This window comes from Aquimarina discodermiae (assembly GCF_040786235.1).
Classification (GTDB): Bacteria; Bacteroidota; Bacteroidia; order Flavobacteriales; family Flavobacteriaceae; genus Aquimarina.
The window spans coordinates 117,047-138,907 of record NZ_JBFMKP010000014.1 but is presented as its reverse complement, the minus strand read 5'-3'; the positions used below and the strand labels follow the sequence as shown (position 1 = coordinate 138,907).

Sequence of the window (21,861 nt, the reverse complement as noted above, 5' to 3'; positions counted from 1 at the left end):
GGATTGCGTGTGCCTTTTTAAAACACATCTTTTAATCCTAAAATTGAAAAAAATCAACAAAAACCATAATGGATGAAAAAGAAAATCGCCTAAAAATAACTTTTTAGACGACCTCGTTTTTAAGATATATTTTTCTGGTATTAGAAACCGTAGTTTACTCCTAGACCAAATACTTCTCTAATTTGAAACCCTTCAACTGCATTATCATCATAGATTGCCTGAAACGTAATATTAGTAGATAAGTATTTATTTATTTGCATCACCACGTTTGCAGTATAATCAATATCTACGTTTTGTGGATCTTCTAAGTAGTTTGCATAAAGATTTAAGATATTCTCCATAGATACATTTTTCATCAATTCGAATTTAGCATATGCATTAAGTGCCGCACCAAACTCAAAACGAGAAGTTTCATTCGCTTCTACTCCAAAATAAGGAACGTATGCATCAAGAGCTGCTTGATCTGCAGTATCTACTTTAGTAAAATCTCCATCAACAAAAATGAATCTTGCTGTTGCTGGTGCTATGTTTACTTTTAGGTTATCGCTTTTTTTCCATAGCATACCAGGACCAAATTGTAAATATGCAGGTGAGAAAATATGAGTAGTTTCTGTTCTGGTTTCGTTTCCGTTGGCATCTTCACCAAATACATATCCTTTATCAAACTGAGTTCTAAAGTTTAAGAAGAATGAGTAATACCAATTAGATTCTTTGATTTGTTGTCCTATTAAAGAATTAAATTCTAAACGATCATTGGTTTTGCGAGTAAACTCCTGATCTTTTAATTTGGTTAATCCATAATCTGCTATAATCTTATTATCCCAGGTAAGCTTACCTTTTCTGTAGTTAAAATCATAGGTTAGTGATAAGTTACCTGCAATGTTAGAAGTTCCTCCTCCTAACCATTCGTGGTTAAAAGCTGCCTGGTTGAACAAAAAACTAAGATTTCCTGCTCTGGTCCAGCCATCTTTAGGCGCTTCTTCTTTTTTTTCTTCTTCTTGCGCAAAAGCAATAGTAGAGGTTGCAAGAAGTACGAGTGTTAGCAGTGTTTTTTTCATAATTGTAAGTAAGTTTAAGATAATTGATTTTTAGTATTAATTGCCTTTAACCTAAGGTTAAGGTATTTAATTTTTAAAAATTTTTTGCGATTGCAAAGATAACATTAACCCTAATTTTTGATTCAATATAGGGTAGATGTTATCATGTTTTTCGACAAAAAGCAAGTTTAAACGCTTAATGGTTTATTTTCTTTTGTAGAGGGGTACAGAGGAACATGCCTCTCCATACATTAAACTTTTGACAATAGGTTGTAATTTCTGGATCAAGGCAATATAGGCACCCTGTGGTACTGGTTTATTGGCACATCCTTTTATAATTACTAGCTTATCTTGATACTCAGAAAAATCAAAATCTGTGATAATATCATTATAAAGAATAGTTTCTAGCATTTCGAGAGATCCTGTAACTACTTTTTTTGCAAATGGCATTAAAGAACTAGTAACCAAAAGAAAGGCCCAGCCTGGTATAATAGCATCTGTAGAGCAGGTGATGGCAACATACGAATTTTTGTATTGCTCCCAGTTATGTTCTGAAACGTGTTTTCTAAAGTCTTTTTCGCGCAAAATCAATCCTTCAAAAAGCCAATCTTTGATATCAAAGACAATGCGATTACCACTAGGATAATACTCTTCAAGATCAAAGGTGATGAGATTTTTATTATTTGCGACTCTATTTACTATTTCTTCTGCCATATGGTAGACTTCAAAAAAGGTATTTATTTAAATATTAATAATATGCTTCTAAAAGTTATAGCATTCCCAATTCTAATTTGGCTTCTTCACTCATTAAATCTTGAGACCATGGCGGATCAAACGTAAGTTCCATTTCGACATCATTTACAGCATCCAAAGATTTTACTTTTTCTTGTATTTCCTGAGGTAATGATTCTGCCACAGGACAATTAGGAGAAGTAAGAGTCATTAAGATTTTTACATCATAATCTTCATTGACGAATACGTCATAAATAAGTCCAAGTTCGTAGATATCTACAGGAATCTCAGGATCATAAATCGTTTTTAATACTCTTACAATTTTTTCGCCCAATTCATTGGTATCTATGGTGGTTTCGCTCATAATCGTTCTTTTTTTTACTTTTTTAGGGTAATACCCATAAAAAGAAACTAGTTTATTTGTGTTTGATAAGCTATTGCATACATTTTTAATTGCTTAATCATACTTACCAGACCATTAGCTCGGGTAGGAGATAAGTGCTCTTTTAATCCAATTTCATTAATAAAATTGGTATCTGCTTCAACAATTTCTGTTGGGTGTTGCTTATTAAAAACACGAATTAATATGGCAATAATACCTTTGGTAATGATTGCATCACTATCTGCAGTAAATTCGATTTTATTATCATTCATTTCAGCATGAACCCATACCTTACTTTGGCATCCCTTAATAATGTTATCTTCGGTTTTATATTTTTCTTCTATAAGCGGAAGTGATTTTCCTAATTCGATCATATACTCATATCGCTGCATCCAATCATCAAACATTGCAAATTCGTCCATAATCTCTTCCTGAATTTCCTTAATCGTCATTAGCTATTAATTTTCGACAAAAATACAACAAGAATTGTTGCTATTCAACACTTTCTCTCAATGATGGTATAGGATAAACTAATTGCTCTATTAGTCAATGGCTTAAGGAAAATACTAAGAAAGCATCATTTTTGCTTTTTTTACAGCATCTACAAGTGCATCTATTTCTTCTTTGGTATTATAAAATGAAAATGAGGCGCGTATGGTTCCTGGTATTTTATAAAAATCCATAATAGGTTGAGCACAATGATGTCCCGTACGTACTGCAATCCCTAATTTGTCTACAATAGAACCAACATCATATGGATGAATGTTATCCAGATTAAAAGAAATTACCGAAGTTTTATTTTTGGAAGTACCGTATATTTTTAAACCTTCTATTTCTAATAATTTTTCGGTTCCGTAGGCAAGTAAATCATTTTCGTAAGCGGCAATAGTATCAAAGCCAATACTGTTCATATAATCCAATGCAATACCAAATGCGATTCCGCCACAAATATTAGGAGTTCCTGCTTCAAATTTATGTGGTAGTCCTGCATAAGTAGTTTTTTCGAAGGTTACTTGCTCTATCATCTCACCACCACCTTGATAAGGAGGAAGTTTGTTTAGCCATTCTTCTTTTCCGTAGAGCATACCTACTCCTGTCGGGCCACATAATTTATGAGCAGAAGCAACATAAAAATCTACATCAAGCTCTTGTACATCGGGTTTGATATGTGGGCAGGACTGTGCACCGTCTATAAGTACAGCTGCACCTACTTTATGTGCTTTATCTATAATTTCTTTGATAGGATTAATGGTTCCTAAGGCATTAGAAATGTGATTGGTAAAAACAAGTTTGGTCTTGTCAGAAAGTAAAGTGTCAAATACATTCATTACTAGTTCTCCCTCTTCATTCATCGGGATCACTTTAAGAATAGCACCTGTTCGTTCACAAAGCATTTGCCATGGCACAATATTAGAATGGTGTTCTAAGGCCGAAACGATAACTTCATCACCCTTAGAAAGAAGATTTGTAAAACCTGTTGCAATGATATTAATACTATGAGTAGTTCCCGAAGTAAGAATCACTTCATGGGTATGTTTTGTATTAAAATGGGTCTGTATTTTTTTTCTGGCAATCTCATAAGCATCTGTTGCTTCTTGAGAGAGTGTATGTACTCCTCTATGAATATTTGCATTGTAATTACTGTAGTAATCTACAATGGCATCGATAACAACCTGAGGGGTTTGTGATGTGGCAGCATTATCAAAATAGACCAGAGGTTTTCCGTTTACTTGGCGATCAAGAATTGGAAAATCTTTTCTGATTTTATGTACATCTAGCATATCAATTTCTTTTTGCAAAAGTAGTAAGTATTTCTAACTAGGATTACTTATTTTTAATTGATTTAACCCGGAATATGCATTGGAACTTCGTAATGAGGCTTTCAAATACCATAAACATAGTGAAACGGTAGTGTTTGCTGTAGTCGAAAGACGTAATAGACTTTCTAATGCATATTCGGGGTTTAATCCACATTGTGGAATTTAATGCTAAGAGGCTTGCCTCAAAATGTTAAAAACGTTTTTTGACTGGATGGCTCGTGAGCTCGCTCCGAGGTAATTGACTATTGTTTATATATTTTTCTAATGAAACGATTTAAAAAGATTTTTCTGAGCATATTTCTACTGCTACTTATAGCGATAGCAGTTGGTGTAATTTTAAACTATTCAAAGCTGAATATTCTAAATGGATATTCTGCCAAAAATATGTGTTCTTCGGTTTTTTTGGCTCATAGAAGTGTTGAGTTTACAGATACTTATGACAACAATTTTGATCCGGTTCATTTGGCAGAGGATCAAGTCGATATGAAACAAAAAACTGCTTCTGCGTCTTTGTTTGGATTAAAAGAAAGAAGGGCGGTATATAGAGAAGGATTAGGGAGTGTTTTGATCGATGATGATTTTGATGAAAAAGCTTCTGTTTTAACGCCTAATAGAACAAAAACAAATACAGGGTTAGCATATCCTTATGGGTTGTTACAACAAAAGGATACTATTTTTGAAACTATAGATTATAATAAAATTCATAAAACTGTCTCTTCTATTTTTGATGATGAGGGAGAATATATACAGAAAACCAGAGCAGTTTTGGTGATTTATAAAGATCAAATAATTGCAGAAAAATATATAGAGGGTTTAACCAAAGATTCCCGCTTACTAGGTTGGTCGATGACTAAGAGTATTCTTTCTACAGTCTATGGTGTACTACAAAAGCAAGGAAAAATAGCTCTAAAAGACAAAGCACCCATAGCCGAATGGCAGAATGATGATAGAAAAGAGATTACAATCAATAATTTATTGCAGATGAATAGTGGCCTGGAGTGGGATGAGGATTATGGTTCTATTTCTGATGTAACCAGAATGCTGTACCTAGATACCGATATGACCCGTTCACAAATTCATAAAAAAGCAATCCATAAACCCAATGAACATTGGTATTATTCTTCGGGGACATCTAATTTGTTATCAGGGATCCTGAGAAAAAAGTTAGGTAATGACCAGGAATATCTTGATTTTCCGTATCGAGAGTTTATTGATAAAATAGGGATGCACTCTATGCTTATAGAAGCTGATATGGCAGGAAATTATGTTGGATCTTCTTATGCCTGGGCAACGGTAAGAGATTGGGCAAAATTTGGATTATTATATCTTCATAAAGGAAACTGGAACGGAACTCGAATATTTAATGAAGATTGGGTTGATTATGTAACAACTCCTAGTCCTACATCTGATGGAGATTATGGAGGGCATTTTTGGTTGAATGCCGGCGGTTTTTACCCAGATGCGCCTAGAGATATGTTTTCTGCCAATGGATTTCAGGGACAACGCTTATTTATTATCCCATCCAAAGATTTGGTGATTGTACGTTTTGGACTTATTGGAGATGCAGGTGTAGATTTTAATACTTTTTTGAAGGAGATGGTGAGTGCCGTAAAATAAATATACTCTGATAACCTGAGTTCGATTAATCTGAAATGCGTCAGTTTGAGTGAAATTCTGTTAAGAATTTTGCCCTTCGACAGGTTCAGGGTGACTAGGATTTTTGTTCTGAAAACTTTGTCATCTTGAGCTTGCCGAAAGACCGATACAATTTTTCTCCATTTTATTACGAAAAACCACTACCATTGACGCATTCTTTAACTTGTTGTTTTATAGCTGATTGACATTCCTAATTCTTTAGCCATCTTAATCACATGCTTTTGCTTATTAATCATTATTTTCTCGTTATAGGATTGGATTCCTTTTTCAACATATGCTAGTCCTTTCGTAAATAATTTCCAATATAATTCTGCTAGCTTTCTTGCCATTGCTTTGATAGCCAATGAAGGTCCTTTTCGTGCTCTTATTTTTCTTCCAAAGGCTCCTATGGCAATTTTCTTACTATTAAGTAAACTTGTAGCGGCTTGCTTAAAGATTAACCCTGCTTTAGGTTGTCCTTTGGGTTTATAATTTTTTCGCATTCTGCCTGAGTGATGCTGTTTTGGTGCTAAACCAAGCCAAGAAGTGAAATGCTTTGCTGTTTTCCATCTTTGTAAATCTGTCCCTATTTCCGACAAGAGTTGTAACCAATTGTAATCTGTTATGCCGGGTAACACTGTAGCATCTTTACCTTGGAATATTTGCAATAAATAGTGATCCATATTTTTTATTTTAGGCTTATGATGCCTAATAGGTTTTCTTTTAGCACCTTTGGATTGTTGTTGTGGGTGGTTTTCTCCCATTTTTTTAAAACTTTTGCAAGTTGTGCATCACAACGCTCAATTTGCCCTTGATAAAAATCATAACAACTTACAGCTTGTTCCAAAGAGAATATCCCTGATTCACTATAATGTACTTTTAATGCTTTTATGATTAACTCCCTCTTTGTCTTTAACACACTACTATAACAAAGCTCTACAAGAACCTCAGGATCTCGTTCGCCTTGTAAAATAGCTCTTATAATTTGTAAACCACTAGCTCCATGAACTTGGCTTAATACTTCTTTTAAACGAATGTTCATCTGGATCAAGGCCTTTTGCATATGATTAACATGCATGGATGCACTACGGATATGATCCTCCTGTAAACGTTGGTAAGCTCTAAGTTGTTGTACTAGATCATCTGCAACATAGCACCTGTTTAAAAGACCATAACTATGTAATTGTTGGATCCATTGACAATCCTTTACATCGGTTTTTCTTCCAGGAACTTGTTTAGTACTTCGACCATCAACCAACCAAACATCCAAACCTTTGGATTCCAAAATATCATATAAAATAACCCAGTAAACCCCAGTAGCTTCCATAGCGACAGTCTGTATCCCACGCTCCAATAAATAGACCGCTGCAAGTTCCAAATCTTCAGTAAAGGTGCTGAAACTACAAACTTCTTTACCTTCAATACCAATAAAAATTTTACGTGAACCGATATCGATCCCAGCTGCATGTTTCCTTATTTTTTTCATGTGCATTGATTTTTTTTAAAAATCACATTCAGAAAATTATTTCGCTTGAAAGACTACCATTCAGGCATCAATAAAAACTGAGCACCAACATCGCTATCTATATCTTCTGAAAACCATACTCGAATGCAGGTATAAAAACACTATGTGACTAACGGCTATTTTGTGATTTATAATTATTACTTGCCATAAAGTTCGTCAAATCCCTAAGCTAGATAAAATTTTTATCTCAAGCCTCGAATCGACGCTTTTATAGAATACTTGATATTAATCGGGTTATTAGAATTTAGCTAAAACCAAAATTTATTAATGTTCATAAAAAAACCAATCCTCTGTTAATTTCATCACAAAATCAAAGTTTTCTTCTACATATTTGTCGTCTTCATCTTCATTTTCGAGAGGAATTATCGTATATCCACCAGCATTAATAATGAAATTATATTCGTTATTAAATCTAAAAGCAATTTTCTTTGCTTGCAATTCATTAATAGTACAGGTTTTACAATTATACAAATTACCTTTATATACTTTTAAACACGTATTGCCAACTGCTTTAAATACATCTAAATTATTCCGTATCGCATCATACTCAAAACTTTTGGCCGCCTTATCTTTTATGTTTTTGATCTCTTGAAAAGTATCGGTATTCTTTTGAGAACTATGCACAATCAATACAAAATATTTAGTTGTTGTTGCTATACTCATACTATCTTTAGATAGCATGACTCCTATTTTTTCTTCGGTAGGAAATCCTTCTTTTTGTATCAATTCTATGAACTCTTTATCAATAAATTCTGTTGTTTTTCTTAATTCTGATAATTGTATTTCTCCTTTACTATTTTTAATATAATCTGTTTGGTCTATAAGCACTAATTCATCTAAGTGATGAATTAAATTAACATTTAATCCTTCTTTGTATTTTTTATGAAGAGTATCGAAGCTTTTTAAAAACTCACTCCAATCTTTATGTTTCTTAATTCTGCCAAATATTTTAGCTTCAAAATAAGTAATAGGCACCCCTTTTAAAACAAGTTTTTCACTCCAGGTAATAGCAGTTTTATAATCTCTGGAAAATATGGCACAACGTACTGCATTGTGCATATCTCTAGCAAAAACATATTGGTCTTTTTTCAAAAGCTTGTCATACTCTTGTTTTGCTTTTCCATATTGTTTGCGTAGAATATAGTTTTCTGCTTTTTCGGTAATTAAATAATACGCAGGCTTTTCTTTTTTAATTGAGTTCTGTTTATTTAATTCTTGTACATTATTGCGGATAATAACATTGGGAGTCAGATTTTTTTGCTTTCCCTTCTTCCTAGATTTTTTGGCATTTTTATCAAAGATCATTGCACCAATATCATAGATTTCGGTATAACATGAACCGAGTCCAAAAATCAATAGAGAGTTTTTGTCAATTTTGCTCTTAATTTTAAATGTACGTTCGTTTCCTTGATTTGTTTTATAATGGATGTAATTATGTATAGAAAAAGAAGGTAAGGTATCTAGAACGATACTTTTATGATCGATCACTTTTTTTCCTTTATAAAAAATAGCTACATCTTTAGATTTTATAAATTGTTTTGCTCTTACCAAAGTAGTGGTATCCTTTCTTCTACCAATAAAAACATCCACATTGTTCTGTATATCATTCCAGTTTTTACCAGACCACCCTCCTGTTATAGTTCCTTCAATTTCCGTAATATTGTCTTTTTTATTGAATGTACAATGGGTTATATTGATATTCAATTTATACATTGAAAAATTCTCTGTAAAATGAAAATTTTGACCATTTGTCGAAGAAAATTCTACACCATAATTCAATACTCCTTTATACTTTCTTATATCCACAAAAGCAGGAAGTGTATCTCCCGTAGTAAAACAGTTATACCCTCCTTTAGACCACCAGAGTTCATATATATTAGAATCAATTCTATAATTGTCAAGAATCTTCTTGGAGAAAGTCTTGTTTATCTTTAAGTTTTCTTGCCCGAAAGATCCATTTATGCAATAAAAGGATAAAAGAATAAAAAGTAATGGTTTTAAATATTGATTCATTAGATCAAAATTATTTGGTTGATAACAAAATCACAGTACTTCTAACTAGAATATTTTTACGCTAAAGCCCTTCAATAACTATTCCATTTTATGGATCTTGTCCAGCTCCACCTAAATAAATAGTATTCGATCTATTATAGTACTTTCATTACCATCTGATCTAATAGCATCATTATTCATAACTATAAATAGCAACTCTTCTTAAATATATCTCAAATACCATTTGCTGCCGAAACTCCTCCATTTAAATAGGACAACAGTTCTTTTTTGAGTTCATTTTATTCTAGGAAATATTTTAAAAAAACAAATACCCTAAAACTTATGCTTATGGTATACGATGGATGAGAATTTTGTAAATCGTAAAACCATCATTTAGACATATATCCTTCTTAAAAAGAAAAAAACCTCTACAAATTACATGAAGAGGTTTTCTATATGGTAGGTGTATTAATTTCTATAAATCAAAACCTATATTAACGCCTAGTTTGTTTGCTATAAGTTTATTAATTCTGGTTTTGAGTTGAGGGATTTTTACGCTCTCTAAAACATTATTGGCAAAGGCATACATCAATAATGCCTTGGCTTCTTTTTCTGCGATTCCTCGAGATTTCATATAAAACAGTGCATTATCATCTAATTGCCCTATGGTACAACCATGAGAACATTTTACATCGTCGGCAAAAATTTCTAGCTGTGGTTTAGAATTGATAGTTGCTTTATCGCTTAACAATATATTGTTATTAGACTGAAAAGCATTTGTTTTTTGAGCCTCTTTATTTACAATAATTTTTCCGTTAAAAACACCGGTAGCTTTTTCATCAAAAATACCTTTATAATCCTGGTGACTTTCACAATTTGGCTCGGTATGATGTACCAATGTATTGTGATCTACATGTTGTTTTCCTTCTATAATGGTAACTCCATTAAGAATAGAATCTATACCTTCTCCTTTTTGATAGAAATTAAGATTATTTCTGGTAATATTTCCTCCAAAGGCGAATGTATGAACAGAAGCAATACTATTTGCTTGTTGTTCTATATAGGTATTGTCTATTAAAGATGCGTTTTGATGATCGTTTTGTATTTTGTAATAGTCAACAACAGCATTTTTATCTACAAAAATCTCTGTAACAGAATTTGTAAGTACAGGGTTATCGTTTAAGCTTTGGTGACGTTCTACGATCTGTACTTGTGAGTTTTCTTCTGCCACAATCAGGTTACGAGGTTGTAGCATTTGTGCAGATTCTTTTCCTGTAGAAAAGTGTATGATTTGTATGGGCTTATCTGCAAGTTTATTTTTTGGAATAAAGATATAAGCTCCTTCTTTAGAAAAGGCCGTGTTTAAAGAAGTAAGTCCGTCTTGTTTTGCTATTTTATTAAAATAGGTGTCGATTACAGATTTGTATTTATCATGAGATAAAGCAGATGACATTAGGCATACATCTATCTTATCATGAGTGGTTTCAGACAAATGAGAAGAATACTTACCATCGATAAATACAATCTTATAGGTGTCTAAATCATGAATAAAGTATTTCTTTATGTCCTTAAACTCTAATGCATTTTCTTCTTTAGGAAAAATGCTATAGTCATGTTTTAGTACAGTATTTAGGGATGTATATTTCCAGGCTTCTTCCTTTTTTGTAGGAAACCCTTTCTCTTCAAAGATTTTGATTGCCTGACTTCGTATATCATGCACTGCAGCATCAACATCTACTGTGTTTTCAAAAGCCAAAAAAGAGGACACCAATTTTTCTTTCAATTCCATATTCAATTTCAAGTTTTGTTTCAAAAGAAACAGTTTCAAGTTTTAGGAGTAAAAACCCTCAAACTCGTTTTTATTTTTTTACAACTTATTAAACCAGTTAAAACATATGGTTTTAAGTTGTAAAAATTATGCATTTATCTCTTCTTTAATCCAGTCATACCCTTTTTCTTCTAGCTCTAATGCTAGTTCTTTGGTACCAGATTTTACGATCTTACCATCATATAAAACATGTACAAAATCAGGAACGATATACTCTAATAAGCGTTGGTAATGCGTAATCACTACGATAGCATTGTCATTGCTTTTTAGTTTGTTTACACCATTTGCTACAATACGTAATGCATCGATATCTAGTCCAGAGTCTGTTTCATCCAAAATTGCCAATTTTGGTTCCATCATGGCCATTTGAAAGATTTCGTTTCGTTTCTTTTCTCCACCAGAAAACCCTTCATTAAGCGATCGGGATAAAAATTTGCGATCGATCTCTAACAATTCTGATTTTTCACGAATTTTCTTAAGCATATCCTTTGCAGGCATTTCCTCGAGCCCTTGTGCTTTTCTGGTTTCGTTAATAGCCGTTTTCATGAAATTAGTAACGGTTACACCAGGAATTTCTACCGGGTACTGAAATGAAAGAAAAACTCCCTTATGAGCACGCTCTTCTGCAGCTAGTTCTTCAATATCTTCATTATCCAAAAGAATATTTCCTTTGGTAACCTCATATTCTTCTTTACCTGCTACAATACTTGCCAAGGTACTTTTTCCTGCACCGTTGGGTCCCATAATAGCATGTATTTCTCCTGCTTTTACATTTAGGTTAAGACCTTTTAAAATTTCTTTTCCTTCGACACTTGCGTGTAAATCCTTTATTTCTAACATTTTATAGTGATATTCTCTGCTTTTTGTTAATGGTTGTGACCTTCATGATTATGGCCATCACCATGATTATGGTTATGCCCAGAAGAGTTGATTTTGGTTGGCAACTCTGAGGTAGGTTCACTTACCCCAATGATTTCTTTTATTTCTACTATTTCTTCCCAACCTTCGCCAGGATTATCTTTAATGATTCCTCTAATAACTACAGGAACCATATCATATTCTTCTCTTTGTAATGGCTTTATTTTTTTTGCCAATTCATTTGTTAGATCACCTAATTCTACACCATAGATAAAATCAGCGCCTTTAATTACCGCTGCATCATCTATATAAATAAATTCACCTCGTATTAAATCGGGTTCTTGATTTTTGTTTTCGGATTTACAAGAAAAAAGTAATAGACTTAGTACAATTAAAATAAATGGTTTTTTCATTACTAGAGAGTTTTAGTTATTTTTTTAAAATTACCCTACAGAACCTTCGAGAGAAATTTCTAGAAGTTTTTGAGCTTCTACAGCAAACTCCATAGGTAATTTGTTTAATACTTCTTTACTAAAACCATTTACGATCAAGGCGATTGCTTTTTCTGTATCAATTCCTCGTTGGTTACAATAAAAAATTTGATCTTCACCTATTTTACTTGTTGTTGCTTCGTGTTCTATTTGAGCAGTTTTGTTCTTTGCTTCTATATATGGAAACGTATGAGCACCACATTCATTGCCCATTAGTAATGAATCACATTGAGAAAAATTACGTGCATTCGTGGCTCTACTATTTATTTGTACTAATCCTCTATAACTATTTTGTGATTTTCCTGCAGAAATACCTTTGGATATAATGGTACTTTTAGTGTTCTTACCTAAGTGAATCATTTTTGTACCTGTATCTGCTTGTTGATAATTATTAGTTACAGCTATCGAATAAAATTCACCTACAGAATGATCACCTTTAAGGATACATGAAGGATATTTCCAGGTAACCGCAGATCCTGTTTCTACTTGAGTCCAGGATATTTTTGCATTGGTTTCGCAAAGTCCTCTTTTGGTTACAAAATTATAAACTCCTCCTTTTCCTTCTGCATTACCAGGATACCAATTTTGAACGGTAGAATACTTAATTTCTGCATCATCAAGTGCAATTAATTCTACAACGGCCGCATGCAATTGATTTTCATCACGTGAAGGTGCGGTACATCCTTCGAGATAACTTACATAACTTCCTTGGTCTGCAACCACAAGAGTACGTTCGAATTGACCTGTACCTGCCTGATTAATTCTAAAATAGGTAGATAACTCCATAGGGCAACGTACTCCCTTTGGAATATAACAGAAAGAACCATCACTGAAAACAGCAGAATTTAAGGCTGCATAGAAATTGTCTTTTTGTGGTACTACAGTACCTATATATTTTTTTACCAGCTCTGGATGTTCTTTGATTGCCTCAGAAATAGAGCAGAATATAATTCCTTTCTCGGCAAGAGTTTCTTTGAAAGTAGTTGCTACAGAAACAGAATCCATTACTATATCTACTGCTACTCCTGCAAGTTTCTTTTGCTCATCCAGAGAAATACCTAATTTTTTGAAGGTTTCTAATAACTCGGGATCCACCTCATCAATACTGTTGTATTTGGGTTTTTTATTTGGAGCAGAATAATAAGAAATACTTTGAAAATCTGGCTTTTCGTAATTTACATTTGCCCATTCTGGCTCTTCCATCTGTTCCCAGATTCGAAAAGCTTCGAGCCTCCATTCTGTCATCCATTCGGGCTCTTCTTTCTTTTTAGAAATTGCACGAACTATCTCTTCATTAAGACCAACAGGAAATGTATCTGATTCTATATCGGTATAAAATCCATACTCATATTCTTTGGTCTCTAACTCTTTCTTTAAATCGTCTTCGGTATATGCCATTACTTATATCCTAAATTGATTCAGGATTTTTTTATCAATTAAAGGGAAAAACTCTCACCACAACCGCAAGTTCTACTTGCATTGGGATTATTAAATACAAAACCGGTACCGTTTAAACCACCAGAATATTCTAGCGTTGTACCGATCAAATAAAGGAAACTTTTTTTATCTACTATGATTTTTACACCATTGTCTTCGAATACTTTATCTCCTTCAACTTGTTCTTTATCAAACTTTAAGTCATAAGATAAACCAGAGCACCCTCCGCTTTTTACCCCTACTCGAACATAATCGGTAGTAGCATCATACCCGTCGTCACTCATCAATTCGATGACTTTGTTTTTTGCTATATCTGATACCTTAATCATACCTTTTGTAAATAGATTAATTCTAAATGAATTGCAAATATACTACATAAGTAGTTTTTATTAGCAAATCCTTTCATTTATATAACAAATGTTAAAATAAAGATATGTTATAGCTAACTAATAGGGAAGGGTTTAAAACTCAGAAAAACGACTGTCATTGATATAATTATCGTCTGTAAGTGTTTCTAAAAAGGCGATGATTTGTTCTTTTTCGATATCGGTCATTGGTATGCCGACAACATTGTTTTCTGTATCTCTAAACATGGGGTCTAGTGTTTCATGATCTACCATGCCATCACTATAATGATCGAGTACTTGTCTTAATGTAAAGAACCTACCATCATGCATATAAGGAAATGTAAGTCGTACATTACGTAAAGTAGGAACTTTAAATTTATAGATATCTTCTTCTAACCCAGAAACTCTTTTTCTACCAATATCGTTATATTCTGGATCGATGGGTAATCCATTATTGCGATAAGATTGATCTGTAAATAAAGTACCTTTGTGGCAAGAAGCACATTTGGATTGGAATAGATCAAACCCTGCTTGCTCTTCTTCTGTAAAAACAGAACCTTCATTTCTTTCGATTTTATCATATTTTGAATCTGCAGAGATCATCATCACCACAAATTGTGATATTGCTTTTAGCATATTTTCTGTATTGATTTTTTGATCTGTAAATGCCTCTGCAAACAATTTTACGTATTCTGGTTCGTTTTCAAGCTTTTTTAAGATACTGGCAAAAGTTTCGTTCATTTCTACCTCTGCGGTAATAGGTACGATAGGTTGTTGATCCAAGTGCGATACGGCACCATCCCATGTGAACTCTTTCATAAAAGCCAAATTGTGCAAGGGTAGGGCATTTCGAGTGCCAAGTGCACCGTCGACACCATGACTTACAATATGAGTGTGATGCGTAAAAGCAAAATCCTGTAAATGACAAAAACCGCAGGATACTACACCGTCTGAAGAAAGTCTGCCATCATAAAATAACTTTTTACCTAATTCGAACCCTTTTTCTGTGGGTGGATTAAGAGAAATATCATAAGTGGGGTCGGGAAAATTAGATGGAATTTTAAATTCTAACTTTTTATTTTCCGGAATCGGGGTATATTCATCATTATCAGAGCTAGAGTTGCAGGCAACTCCAAAAAGAATGATTCCAATATATAATAAAAACTTCATCTTTACTATTAATTCGACACCTTTGCTACGCTAAACATAGATGTTACATTTTCTGCAATTTTAGGGGCATTTTCTGGATCTACCTGTATTGATTTTTTTGCTGCAAGAGAGTGGGTATTTGTACCATCCAGAATCTTTGCAATATTTGCCTGTATGCTAACTATAGGACTTAATTTTTCAGAGATAGATACTTTTTCTGATAGCTCTACTGTAATTTCCTTATAATTATCTAATGTAGTACCATGGCTTCCAACATGAATTAAAAAATTATCAGTTTCGCCACCTTGAGGCGTAAATGTTCCTTCAAATTTTAAAAATATATAACCTGCAGACCATGACCAGAGCATATTACCTTCTTCTGCAGTAGGGACAAAATTATCGACTCCGTTAAGTGGATATTTGGATTGATCTACTCCAAAACCAAATTTAATTTTCGAATATTCTGCCGGGTCTATGTTCTTAAGTACAATTTTTTTACTATCACTTACTTCTTCATTAACTAAGAAATAGCTTTCTTCTAGAGGGTATACAAATTCTTGCCCATCTTCTTTGATCAAGACAATATTACTTATAATGTATTTTAATTCTGAAATGGTATAGGATTCGTTACTACCATTGGTATAAGATATTTTATCGCTTAGAACCACGGGCTCACTACCTATACTATTAGAAAATTCTAAATTTAAACTTCCTGCTTTGGCTACCTCATCAGTTGTTTTATCATCATCACTTTTACATGATAATAGCACTGTACAAACAAATAGTGCTAATGTAAACTTCTTTATCATTCTTTATATTTTATAAGTATTAAATCTTTTGACCCTTTATTTTCTGGGATATCAAGATCGTCACTTTCTGAGTTTCCTACGATTACAAATTTTTTGTCAGTTGTTTCGATACATCCGGTTGCAAATTCTGCCTGACCACCTCCAACTATCGATTTCCATAGGACATCACCTTTATCATTTATGACAATGCTCAATATATCGCTTTGACCATTATTCTTATCCAGATCTACATCATTACTTCTAGAGTTTCCGGTAATTATAAAATGACCATTTTTGGTTTTATGAATTCCTCGTCCGGTATCGAATTGGGTGCCTCCTATAGCTTTTTCCCATAGCATGTTTCCGTTATCGTCTATTCGTATGATCCATAGGTCTGCATTTCCCTTTGCATTAGATACATTAACATCGGCACTTCTGGCATCTCCTACGATAATATAGGTGCCATCTCCTACAGCTGCAATGCCATAAGCTACGTCAATTTCTGTACCGCCATAGGTTTTTTCCCAGACCAAATTTCCTTGAGCATCTATTTTTACTGCCCAATAATCATAGCTTCCTAAATTTACAGATATATCAGAAACATCTGCAGAACCACTTTCACTTTCAGAAGAGCCAATCATCAAGAATCCACCATCTTTGGTTTGTACTACATCATAACTTCGGTCATTGTCGTTTCCTCCAAAATAGCGTCTCCACTCTGTTTCTCCTGCTTCGTTTAGTTTGATTCCCCAAAATTCTCCTACTCCGTGTTTTTGAGTGTTTTTGTTTTTGCTAGCAGATGATGGGCCATCATCATTTCCTCCACCATTACTAAGAGAAACATCAAAAAAACCTGTAACAAAATAACCATTATCCTCGGTTTGTATTACAGAAAAAGCTCGATCAATCCCTCCAAAACCAAAAGATTTTTCCCATTGTAGTTCTCCTGAAGCATTAATTTTTATTACCCAATAGTCTTGTAAACCTTCATTTTGACTTACATCTCCATCGCTACTTCTATTATATCCTACAACTATATATCCACCATCTTTTGTTGCAATAATTTTTTCGGCTCTTTCATCTCCCGTACCTCCATAGGTTTTACTCCAAGAGATTGCCCCGTCTTTGGTAAGTTTTAATACCCAGAAATCACTGTCGGTAGCTGTTTTACCTGTAAGGTCACCATCGGTGCTTTGAGTATATCCTGCAAGAACATAGCCTCCATCGGTAGCTTCTACTACCGATAGAGCACTATCTTCATTAGTTCCACCGAAAGTTTTTATCCATTCTATTGTTTGGTTAAAAGTAGTTTCGGTAACTTCTTCGTCTTCATTCGTATTTTCTTCTGTATCCTCATTTATATCTTTTGTATCATCACTTGTACAAGAAGCTATTAATGCTAGAAGTAGGATTGAATGGTAAAATATGAATTTGAGACTATTATTCATTGGTTTGATATTAAGCAACTACTCTCTAATAAAACGTTTCATGATCAGATTACCCTCTGATTCAACGCGTAAAAAGTAAGCTCCTGTGTTTAAACTAGAGATATCTATAGTATTAGAAACGTTTCCTTTGCCAACTAATTGTCCCAGAACACTTATAATCTCATATTCTGCATGTCTTTCTACACCTCTCATATATAAATTTAACTTATTTCCTGTAACCGGATTAGGGTACAGATTAAGAATAATTTCTTCTTTTTCTTTTGGAAAATCGTTTTTAGATATGTTGGTAGTAAGTGAGACATTATCTATTGCGATATCATTTTGCCAGGTGTTTCCTGTTGTTCTGTTAAATCGCAGTTGTATATTCTTACCTACATAAGCAGCAAGATTTATGGTAGCCGTTTTCCAGGAATTTCCTTGGTTTGTGCTTTGCGTCCATAGACTAGCCCATGTGTTTCCGTTGTTTGCACTAACTTCTACCAAAAAGGATCCCATATCCGAGGCACCATACATATGGTAATCGAATGAAAACGCTGCCGAAGTCTCGTTAGTCAGATTAAAACAAGGAGAAGTTAATACAGCTTGTTTGTTAGGGAAACCAGTACCATTACCAGATGCTTCTACGAAAAGATAATAGGTTCCATTAGATGCTGCAGAAGGTCCTGTATCTCTAGACGGTGTTCCACCACTATTAATAGACCAATCTAGATTATCAGAGTTAGATTGTGACCAATTGCCGATTGTGTTTTCGAATCCTTCGTTATAAGGAAAAGAAGTGATACCAGATGTACAACCTGGAATACCCACTCCACCGTCTGTTATATTTACGCTATAATCCTCTACTTCACCATATTGAAATGACTCACAAGAAGTAGGCACTCCGTTATATTTCATAGAAACTCTCATTCTTGTAATTCCTTTAGGGGTTCCTGTAGGCACTGTAAAAGTACCATTAACTGTTGTAGCTGTAGAAGGTGTGTTTGACCATACTTGCTCTCCTGCATCTGTAAAATCTCCATTTCTGTTATAATCTATCCATACACTATAAGCTTCAGCATAAATACTGCCGGTCCATGTTGGAGTAATAGTAATGGTATTTGAGTTTCCGATAGATAGATCTGTTGATATTGTTGTATAATCCCCATAACCACCACTAGAAGCAGTAGTAGTATTGTTGATTGTACCAAGATTTACATTGCTAATGTATTCATCAGATGTTGTTCTTCCGTTAGAGTCACAGTAATTTATTTCTACGCTGTTGGTCGTAAATCTTATTGAAGCACTATAATTAGATGGAGATCCACTTTGACATTTACTTCTTACTTGTACTTCATAAGATGTATTAGCAGTTAAATTGGTAATGGTGTATGAATTTGTACTAACAGCATTGGTTGTCCAGTTTGTGGCTCCTGTTCTGCGATATCTAATATCATAGGTAGTATCTGTTACTTCTGACCAGCTTATTATAGCAGATGTAGTTGTAATCCCAGAAGAAGTTACCCCTGTTGGAGTTGCAACTGTACAAGGATCTGTTGAACCGCTCTTTTTAACAAGAAAAAATCCACCAACCGTATCACTTAAAACTATATTACCACTATTAAAATATGGATATACATTCCATACGCCATCCATGTTAGCACTATTACTACTTGTATAAGTATCAAAATACCCTACTTCTGCCATGGATTTATTACCAACATTAGAAATGTCTATAATTCTAATTCCTGCTCTATAATTTGCCAAATAGAACAAATCTCCTTTCACATATCCGTTATGGTCGGTAGCAGGCGTAGGACCTGTATAGTTCATATGTACTTTCGGGTTGTCCAAATCCTGAAAATCAAATACAATAGTTTTAGTGTTAAACCCTACATTGGTTTCATCTACTTCATCACCTAATAAAAAATATCGCATGTCTTCTGTAAACCATCCCTGGTGTGTATAATGCACATCAGAGTATCTTATGGTGGATATGAGCTTGGGATTGTTTTTATTAGTAATATCTGCAATTACCACTTCTTTTTGATTACTACCAATCAAGATTTCTTTTCCTGTATAATCACTATCGGGACCATTATAATTAACTACTTGTGCATCATGTGTATAGGGATCTATGCCCGTAGAAAGGAAACCTCCTGCATCCTTTGGGTTTTTGGGATCTCTTATGTCTATAAAAAGTGGACCTCCTCTATATCTTCCACCTCTTAGCGCACCAACGATGTAGGCATACCCAGAATCTTCATTAATCACGATATTATGGGCATTTCCAAATCCTGTGTATCGTTTATCTGCCGTAAAGTTTTGAGGTGGATTGGCTACATTACGTAATCGGGTAAGGTCAAAAACCTGTAACCCGTGACCAGAAGCTTCACTTACAATAAACGCATGATCTTTATAGACTTTAATATCACGCCATAAGCTATTTGAAGTGGCTGTAGGTACTTTACCAAGATAAACAGGAGAGGTGGGATTAGAAATATCGATAAATGCGGTACCATTATTTAAACCTATAATGGCATACTCCTTATTGGTTGTAGGGTCTGTCCATCCCCAACTGTCATTCCCACCAGAAGCATTCATGGCCGATAAAGAGATACGTGACATCAGATCGTAATCTTTACACGGATAATTACCAGCCTTACCGTTTATACAGCGAGTCTGTCCATATAAAAATACTGTTGTAGTCAGCAACAGAATTGTTAAAGTTAGTTTTTTCATTAGATTAAGTTTTATTGAGTTATGAATTAGTAATTTTTTTTAACTGATTATCAGGTGTTTTTATTGTTATAAAGCAGATAAAATACTTGCAAAAACTATTCTTTTATCGCTATGAAATGTCGTAAATAGTATTAATAGTACAACAGAGTTACTACTGTACGTCTATATCATCTATCTATGCTTTACGTATTGGCGGATATTTGACTTTTTAATTAATAGAAATCAAATATTTATAGAAACAGTATAAATATAAAATGCGATTGTATAAAAGGGGGTATTTATACCGGATGGTAGTATTATGATCAGTAATACGTTAGGTTTAAGTTGAGTTTTTTCATGAGTTTGTGTTTTTTATAGTTTGTCTAAAAACTGATTTTTTAAAGTGTTACAATAAATTAAAAATCAATCAATTAACAAATCTATTAAAAATAGTGGTAGCATTTTAGGATTTTATAGGTATGTAATAAAGATTTTTGTGTTTTTTAACTTTTTTTAACAGTTTTAGCTGTATTTATAGCAATATCTTCTGTTTATAGCGATTTTTTTTAATTAAATCCCAATTGATATTTACTCTTTATTTGATAAACAAACTACTTGCTTTATCTTTGTAATCTATCCCTGCAATAAAATTCAGATGAAGAGAATTTTCTTAGCAAGTATTTTGTTTTTTTTTATTCCTGTTTCTATAATTTTTAGTCAAAAAAAGGTCGAGTATTTGGATTCGATTCAAGTTCGTTTAAAACGTTCTCTGGATAGTATTATGCAAAATACGACCAATGATCTTAATAGTATTGTCCTAAAACAAAAGCTAAAAGAAATTACGCTTCCAAAACCCACTGTTGCAGAAAAGCAAGGTTGGAAAAGCAAAGCCAATTTTTCGTTGTTGTTCAATCAGTCTGCTTTTAATTTTGATTGGCAAGGAGGAGGGACTTCTAATATTGCAGGAAATACAGCACTCAATTTTGAGTTTAACTATAAACGAAATAGTTTGGTGTGGGATAATAAGGTGTTGGCAGATTATGGCCTTACTTTTTTAAGAGGTGAGGATTTTGCGAGAAAAACCAATGATCGTATCGAGTTTAACTCGAGATTAGGGCAGCAGATAGGGCAAAGTTTATGGAACTATTCATTATTTATAAATTTTAGATCTCAGTTTGCCAAGGGGTATCGATTTTCTAAGGATACAGATACAGAAGAGACCATTCGAACAGAAGAAACACATTTTTTTTCTCCAGCATTTGTACAGATAGGACCTGGTTTGTTATGGAAAAAAAGTGATAATCTAAATGTTAACATTGCTCCTGTAACCGCTCGTTTAATTTTTGTTGACGATCAATTTACAAGTGATGAAACTTATGTAGATGGAGACTATTTTGGAGTAGATAAAGATAAAAACTCGCGTTTTGAGTTTGGTGGATCGCTGGCTGCCTATGGTAAATTTATGATGTTAAAAAATGTATCTATAGAAAATCTGTTAAACTTATACTCTAATTATATAGAAGACCCTTTTAATGTAGATCTGGATTATACTCTAAATATTAACTTATTGGTTAATAAATATATCAAAGGTAGTTTTGTTTTTCAAGCGATCTATGACGATAATGCTACTAGCGGTTTTCAGATACGAGAAGTTATAGGGTTAGGACTCACTTATGAGTTTTGACCTTTGAGGAA

At 33.6% G+C, this 21,861-nt stretch carries 19 protein-coding genes; 2 read left to right on the top strand and 17 right to left on the bottom strand.

Annotated features, from left to right (window positions below; all coding sequences use genetic code 11):
- Positions 1-140 precede the first annotated feature (140 nt).
- From ABW636_RS10865 to ABW636_RS10845, 5 genes are all read right to left on the bottom strand, one after another.
- Positions 141-1,058: a DUF3078 domain-containing protein gene (locus ABW636_RS10865; RefSeq protein ID WP_367590014.1), complete on the bottom strand. Its 918-nt coding sequence runs from the start codon at positions 1,056-1,058 to the stop codon at positions 141-143.
- 183 nt (positions 1,059-1,241) lie between these two features.
- The gene (locus tag ABW636_RS10860; protein ID WP_367590013.1) at positions 1,242-1,751 is read right to left on the bottom strand and encodes a DUF2480 family protein; all 510 of its coding nucleotides are present in this window, start codon (positions 1,749-1,751) and stop codon (positions 1,242-1,244) included.
- Positions 1,752-1,806: 55 nt separating this feature from the next.
- Positions 1,807-2,133 carry an SUF system Fe-S cluster assembly protein gene (locus ABW636_RS10855; RefSeq protein WP_367590012.1) on the bottom strand — a complete coding sequence of 109 codons (327 nt, stop codon included), beginning with the start codon at positions 2,131-2,133 and terminating at the stop codon, positions 1,807-1,809.
- Between the two features lie 47 nt (positions 2,134-2,180).
- Positions 2,181-2,603 (bottom strand): SufE family protein, encoded by a 423-nt coding sequence (locus ABW636_RS10850; protein WP_367590011.1) that lies wholly within the window; start codon positions 2,601-2,603, stop codon positions 2,181-2,183.
- Positions 2,604-2,717: 114 nt separating this feature from the next.
- Positions 2,718-3,932 carry an aminotransferase class V-fold PLP-dependent enzyme gene (locus tag ABW636_RS10845; protein ID WP_367590016.1) on the bottom strand — a complete coding sequence of 405 codons (1,215 nt, stop codon included), beginning with the start codon at positions 3,930-3,932 and terminating at the stop codon, positions 2,718-2,720.
- A gap of 303 nt (positions 3,933-4,235) precedes the next feature.
- On the opposite strand from ABW636_RS10845, the gene ABW636_RS10840 reads away from it, so the two are divergent.
- On the top strand, positions 4,236-5,588 hold the full coding sequence (locus ABW636_RS10840; protein WP_367590010.1) for a serine hydrolase domain-containing protein: 1,353 nt from the start codon (positions 4,236-4,238) through the stop codon (positions 5,586-5,588).
- A gap of 197 nt (positions 5,589-5,785) precedes the next feature.
- Here ABW636_RS10840 and ABW636_RS10835 read toward each other — a convergent pair whose 3' ends face one another.
- From ABW636_RS10835 to ABW636_RS10780, 12 genes are all read right to left on the bottom strand, one after another.
- Entirely contained in the window at positions 5,786-6,370 is a 585-nt protein-coding gene (locus tag ABW636_RS10835) for a transposase (protein ID WP_367590009.1), read from the bottom strand.
- Positions 6,295-7,092 carry an IS110 family transposase gene (locus tag ABW636_RS10830; RefSeq protein ID WP_367590008.1) on the bottom strand — a complete coding sequence of 266 codons (798 nt, stop codon included), beginning with the start codon at positions 7,090-7,092 and terminating at the stop codon, positions 6,295-6,297. Before ABW636_RS10830 ends, ABW636_RS10835 begins: the two co-directional genes overlap by 76 nt.
- A gap of 303 nt (positions 7,093-7,395) precedes the next feature.
- A complete protein-coding gene (locus ABW636_RS10825; RefSeq protein ID WP_367590007.1) occupies positions 7,396-9,144 on the bottom strand; it encodes a hypothetical protein in 1,749 nt (582 codons plus the stop codon).
- Positions 9,145-9,598: 454 nt separating this feature from the next.
- Positions 9,599-10,912 carry a Fe-S cluster assembly protein SufD gene (gene sufD, locus ABW636_RS10820; RefSeq protein WP_367590006.1) on the bottom strand — a complete coding sequence of 438 codons (1,314 nt, stop codon included), beginning with the start codon at positions 10,910-10,912 and terminating at the stop codon, positions 9,599-9,601.
- A gap of 126 nt (positions 10,913-11,038) precedes the next feature.
- Positions 11,039-11,791, bottom strand: a complete 753-nt coding sequence (gene sufC, locus ABW636_RS10815; RefSeq protein WP_367590005.1) for a Fe-S cluster assembly ATPase SufC — start codon at positions 11,789-11,791, stop codon at positions 11,039-11,041.
- A 26-nt stretch (positions 11,792-11,817) separates the two neighbouring features.
- A complete protein-coding gene (locus tag ABW636_RS10810; protein WP_367590003.1) occupies positions 11,818-12,222 on the bottom strand; it encodes a hypothetical protein in 405 nt (134 codons plus the stop codon).
- Between the two features lie 30 nt (positions 12,223-12,252).
- Positions 12,253-13,698 carry a Fe-S cluster assembly protein SufB gene (gene sufB, locus ABW636_RS10805; RefSeq protein WP_367590002.1) on the bottom strand — a complete coding sequence of 482 codons (1,446 nt, stop codon included), beginning with the start codon at positions 13,696-13,698 and terminating at the stop codon, positions 12,253-12,255.
- Positions 13,699-13,736: 38 nt separating this feature from the next.
- Positions 13,737-14,066: a HesB/IscA family protein gene (locus ABW636_RS10800; RefSeq protein WP_367590001.1), complete on the bottom strand. Its 330-nt coding sequence runs from the start codon at positions 14,064-14,066 to the stop codon at positions 13,737-13,739.
- 132 nt (positions 14,067-14,198) lie between these two features.
- Complete coding sequence (locus ABW636_RS10795; protein ID WP_367590000.1) at positions 14,199-15,254, bottom strand: cytochrome-c peroxidase; 1,056 nt, start codon at positions 15,252-15,254, stop codon at positions 14,199-14,201.
- An 8-nt stretch (positions 15,255-15,262) separates the two neighbouring features.
- Complete coding sequence (locus tag ABW636_RS10790; RefSeq protein ID WP_367589999.1) at positions 15,263-16,042, bottom strand: MbnP family protein; 780 nt, start codon at positions 16,040-16,042, stop codon at positions 15,263-15,265.
- Entirely contained in the window at positions 16,039-17,469 is a 1,431-nt protein-coding gene (locus ABW636_RS10785; RefSeq protein ID WP_367589998.1) for a hypothetical protein, read from the bottom strand. Before ABW636_RS10785 ends, ABW636_RS10790 begins: the two co-directional genes overlap by 4 nt.
- Before the next feature lie 18 nt (positions 17,470-17,487).
- A complete protein-coding gene (locus ABW636_RS10780) occupies positions 17,488-20,187 on the bottom strand; it encodes a choice-of-anchor B family protein (RefSeq protein ID WP_367589997.1) in 2,700 nt (899 codons plus the stop codon).
- 634 nt (positions 20,188-20,821) lie between these two features.
- Between ABW636_RS10780 and ABW636_RS10775 the strand changes: the two genes are divergently transcribed.
- Positions 20,822-21,850: a DUF3078 domain-containing protein gene (locus ABW636_RS10775; RefSeq protein ID WP_367589996.1), complete on the top strand. Its 1,029-nt coding sequence runs from the start codon at positions 20,822-20,824 to the stop codon at positions 21,848-21,850.
- Positions 21,851-21,861: the final 11 nt, after the last annotated feature.

Coding starts and splice junctions, on each gene's coding strand:
- ABW636_RS10865 (WP_367590014.1), bottom strand. CDS start 1,058: ATGAAAAAAACACTGCTAACACTCGTACTTCTTGCAACCTCTACTATT.
- ABW636_RS10860 (WP_367590013.1), bottom strand. CDS start 1,751: ATGGCAGAAGAAATAGTAAATAGAGTCGCAAATAATAAAAATCTCATC.
- ABW636_RS10855 (WP_367590012.1), bottom strand. CDS start 2,133: ATGAGCGAAACCACCATAGATACCAATGAATTGGGCGAAAAAATTGTA.
- ABW636_RS10850 (WP_367590011.1), bottom strand. CDS start 2,603: ATGACGATTAAGGAAATTCAGGAAGAGATTATGGACGAATTTGCAATG.
- ABW636_RS10845 (WP_367590016.1), bottom strand. CDS start 3,932: ATGCTAGATGTACATAAAATCAGAAAAGATTTTCCAATTCTTGATCGC.
- ABW636_RS10840 (WP_367590010.1), top strand. CDS start 4,236: ATGAAACGATTTAAAAAGATTTTTCTGAGCATATTTCTACTGCTACTT.
- ABW636_RS10835 (WP_367590009.1), bottom strand. CDS start 6,370: ATGGGAGAAAACCACCCACAACAACAATCCAAAGGTGCTAAAAGAAAA.
- ABW636_RS10830 (WP_367590008.1), bottom strand. CDS start 7,092: ATGAAAAAAATAAGGAAACATGCAGCTGGGATCGATATCGGTTCACGT.
- ABW636_RS10825 (WP_367590007.1), bottom strand. CDS start 9,144: ATGAATCAATATTTAAAACCATTACTTTTTATTCTTTTATCCTTTTAT.
- sufD (WP_367590006.1), bottom strand. CDS start 10,912: ATGGAATTGAAAGAAAAATTGGTGTCCTCTTTTTTGGCTTTTGAAAAC.
- sufC (WP_367590005.1), bottom strand. CDS start 11,791: ATGTTAGAAATAAAGGATTTACACGCAAGTGTCGAAGGAAAAGAAATT.
- ABW636_RS10810 (WP_367590003.1), bottom strand. CDS start 12,222: ATGAAAAAACCATTTATTTTAATTGTACTAAGTCTATTACTTTTTTCT.
- sufB (WP_367590002.1), bottom strand. CDS start 13,698: ATGGCATATACCGAAGACGATTTAAAGAAAGAGTTAGAGACCAAAGAA.
- ABW636_RS10800 (WP_367590001.1), bottom strand. CDS start 14,066: ATGATTAAGGTATCAGATATAGCAAAAAACAAAGTCATCGAATTGATG.
- ABW636_RS10795 (WP_367590000.1), bottom strand. CDS start 15,254: ATGAAGTTTTTATTATATATTGGAATCATTCTTTTTGGAGTTGCCTGC.
- ABW636_RS10790 (WP_367589999.1), bottom strand. CDS start 16,042: ATGATAAAGAAGTTTACATTAGCACTATTTGTTTGTACAGTGCTATTA.
- ABW636_RS10785 (WP_367589998.1), bottom strand. CDS start 17,469: ATGAATAATAGTCTCAAATTCATATTTTACCATTCAATCCTACTTCTA.
- ABW636_RS10780 (WP_367589997.1), bottom strand. CDS start 20,187: ATGAAAAAACTAACTTTAACAATTCTGTTGCTGACTACAACAGTATTT.
- ABW636_RS10775 (WP_367589996.1), top strand. CDS start 20,822: ATGAAGAGAATTTTCTTAGCAAGTATTTTGTTTTTTTTTATTCCTGTT.